Genomic DNA, 3550 nt, shown 5'->3' with positions numbered 1-3550 from the left:
GCATGCCCGTCACCATCGGCCATGGCCTGCTCCAACTCAGCCCGGATCGCACTGATCGCCTCAGACAAACCCGCCCACGGCTCCTGCGACATACCCAACTCCCCCTGGTCTGCTGAAGTGACGCCAGGTGGGCAGAGTAGCGGCTACCGACTGGAGAAATGCCCCGGAATGACGATCCACTCCCCTGCGATAGGAAGCAACCGGAAGCTGATCAAGCGCAGACCGTCGGCGCAGCACCTACCAAGCAAGATCGCCGAGACTGCGGCGAACCCTCGGCGCCCCCACCTGCCACCGCTCTCCACGAGCATCGGTCAAGTCTTGCTGATGCAGCAATAACGTCGCTGTTCAAGAAGCTTGATGAGGTCGCTTTCGTATGTGTACATCGGGCTGGTTACCCGTGGGCATGCGCTGGCTGATCAAGCGACTAGGGGAACTGGCTCGGGCATGGGGGCTGACATGCTTGACCGGGAGTCGCTGCTCGTGGTTAGGCGGATCAGGTGCGGGTCGACTTCGCGTGCTTGAGGTTAGCGCTGACAACGCGAGTGGTGGGGTGGTCTTCACCCAGCACCTGCACACAGTCGGTGAGGGTCTGTTCGTATAGCGGGATGGCCCGGCCCAGGTCCCCCGCCGCGTGGTAGGCGCCCGCAAGGTTGTTGCGGGAGGCGAGCGTAGAGGGGTGGTCCTCGCCCAGCACCCGCACCCGGTCGGTGAGGGTCTGCTCGTACAGCGGAATGGCCCGGCCCAGGTCCCCCGCCGCTTGGTAGGCATACGCGAGGTTGTTGCGGGAGGAGAGCGTAGAGGGGTGGTCCTCGCCCAGGACCCGCACGGAGTCGGTGAGGGTCTGCTCGTACAGCGGAATGGCCCGGCCCAGGTCCCCCGCCGCGTGGTAGGCGCCGGCGAGGTTGTTGCGGGAGGAGAGCGTGTCGGGGTGGTCCTCGCCTAGGACCCGCACCCGGTCGGTGAGGGTCTGTTCGTACAGCCGGATGGCCCGGCCCAGGTCCCCCGCCGCTTGGTAGGCATACGCGAGGTTGTTGCGGGAGGCGAGCGTAGAGGGGTGGTCCTCGCCCACGACCCGCACGGAGTCGGTGAGGGTCTGCTCGTACAGCGGAATGGCCCGGCCCAGGTCCCCCGCCGCGTGGTAGGCGCCCGCAAGGTTGTTGCGGGAGGCGAGCGTAGAGGGGTGGTCCTCGCCCAGCACCCGCACCCGGTCGGTGAGGGTCTGCTCGTACAGCGGAATGGCCCGGCCCAGGTCCCCCGCCGCTTGGTAGGCATACGCGAGGTTGTTGCGGGAGGCGAGCGTAGAGGGGTGGTCCTCGCCCAGGACCCGCACCCGGTCGGTGAGGGTCTGTTCGTATAGCGGGATGGCCCGGCCCAGGTCCCCCGCCGTCTCGTAGGCGCCGGCGAGGTTGTTGCGGGAGGTGAGGGTAGAGGGGTGGTCCTCGCCCTGGACCCGCACTCGGTCGGTGAGGGTCTGTTCGTACAGCCGGATGGCCCGGCCCAGGTCCCCCGCCGTCTCGTAGGCGTACGCGAGGTTGTTGCGGGAGGAGAGCGTGGAGGGGTGGTCGGGGCCGTGAAGGCGGATGGAGGCGTCCAGGGAGCGCTTCTTGTAGATGTTGGCCTGGGTGACCTGACCTTGACCTTCCAGGTAGATGGCGGTGTCGGTAAGGAGGAGGTCGGTGTCTTCGGTGTCGTGGGCGGGGTCGGTGGCGGTGATGAGGGCTTCGGCGTGGGGGAGCAGGGTGCTCCAGGTGGGCCATCCGGCCACGTTCGTTCGCGGTTGATCGGGCAGTGCGGTGCGCAAGAGGGCGGTGGCGTGCTGGCGGGCGGTGGTGATGGTGTCTTGGGTGCGGTGGGGGTCGGTGGCGTCTGTCGTGTCGGGGTCGGGGGTGCGGGCGACGGTCTGGACGAGGCGGTGGACGCTGAGGGTGTCGCCGTCCAGGGTGATCATGTTGTAGGCGGCGAGCTGGCTCAGGGCTTGGGCGTAGCTGACGGGATCGTCGGTCAGGGGGGCGAGCAGGGTGCGGGGGGTGGCGGTGGGGGCGTACCAGGCGGCGGTGCGCAGGATGTCGACGGCCAGAGGGGTGTCTCGGTGGAGGGCGTCGAGGGTGATGCGCCAGATGCGGGCCATGGTGCGTTGGGGGTCGCTGCCTGCGGGAGCAGCGCTGGTGGTCTGGGCCGGGTGCTGGCGGAGCAGGTCTCGGTAGGTGCTGAAGGGGATGTGGCTCTGGGTGATGAAAGCGCCGGCTTGTTCGAGGGCGAGGGGGAGGTGGCCGAGTTCGTCGGCGAGCAGGCAGGCGTGGTGTTGGTTGTCGGTGTCGATCAGGCCGGTGACCCGGGTGAGCAGGTCGAGTGAGGCAGCAGGTGTAAGGAGAGGAAGGGCGAGGGGGGCGGTGGGCCAGCCGTTCACATAGCGGCTGGTGATGAGGTGGCGTCCGGCGTGGTGGAGCTGGCCTATCAGGTGGCGGGTGGTGTCGGGATGTTCGGCGTTGTCGAGAATGAGAAGCCAGCCGGGGTGGGTCTGGAGCCATCCGATGGCCCACTCCGCGTCTTCGGCAGTTGTGCGGCTGGTGACGCCGCCGTTGATCCGAGTGGTCAGGCCGGCGAGGTCAGTAGTGATCTGTTCAGGGGTGTCGGCGCGAATCCACCAAACCAACTGGTAGGCGTCGCGGTGGGTGTGGGCATAGTGCAGAGCCAGGGTGGTCTTGCCGACACCGCCGAGCCCCTGAACGGTCTGCGTGATCGCCTTGGAGCCCCGATCCATGGCGGCTACAAGAGTGCTCAGGGCCTCCTCACGGCCGACGAAGATCCTGGTAGGCAGATCGGGGAGGTTGTGAAGGCCCAGGGGAGCGTCCACGTCATAAGGACCGGATGATTGGCGGTCACCGCTGGCGGAGAGGGTGATGTCTTCGAGAGACATCAGGTTGCCTGCGGCTTTGATGGTGCTGGTGAAGCCCGGGCGAGCAGCGAGCGTGACCAGGGGGACGGCGATGAGCTGGGTGCCCGGGTATTGCCCCGTGCGGTCGGTGGTCAGGACCCCGGTCAGCAGGTCCCCGCAGAACAGGGCAGCCCCGGATGCCCCGGACCAGGACGACGCCTTTCCGGCCTTACCAGGGACAGCTACCCCATCGACGTGTGCAGCGATCAGACCCGACTTCAGGCCGCTCAGGGTCTCGATATGCCCGCTGATCTGCTTAGTGTCGCGCAGCCCGTCCCGCTGCTCGGCCTGTGGGAACCCCACCGCAACACAGGCCACCCGAGTCTCGGCAACACCAGGTAGCGGTAAGCGTCCCCAACGCACTGGGGTCGCGGAGGCAGGGGGCGGCCAGGCCACATCGGTGATGAGCAGCAGGGCGGCATCCGTGTGCGGGTCCTGCTCAAAGTCCGGGGACTTCTCCGGCCACAACACCTCGGCTGACACCCACGCGGCCTGGTCTTGCCCGTAGAGGGCGAGCCGCCGCACCTCCACCGCCCGCTCGGAGGCAGATCCCGCCTGCTTGATGTTGTGGTACGCGGTCAGGACCAAGCAGTCCGCAATGAGGTAACCCGTCCC

Annotated in this window: 1 protein-coding gene; it reads right to left on the bottom strand. The window is 67.6% G+C overall.

The window, feature by feature from the left end; translation table 11 throughout:
- Positions 1-493: 493 nt before the first annotated feature.
- Positions 494-3238 carry a tetratricopeptide repeat protein gene (locus ACWCRJ_RS44460; protein WP_450944680.1) on the bottom strand — a complete coding sequence of 915 codons (2745 nt, stop codon included), beginning with the start codon at positions 3236-3238 and terminating at the stop codon, positions 494-496.
- Positions 3239-3550 lie beyond the last annotated feature (312 nt).

Source organism: Streptomyces sp. NPDC002324, assembly GCF_053593335.1.
Note: the sequence above shows the minus strand (reverse complement) of the source record. Positions and strands in the feature narration are given on the sequence as shown.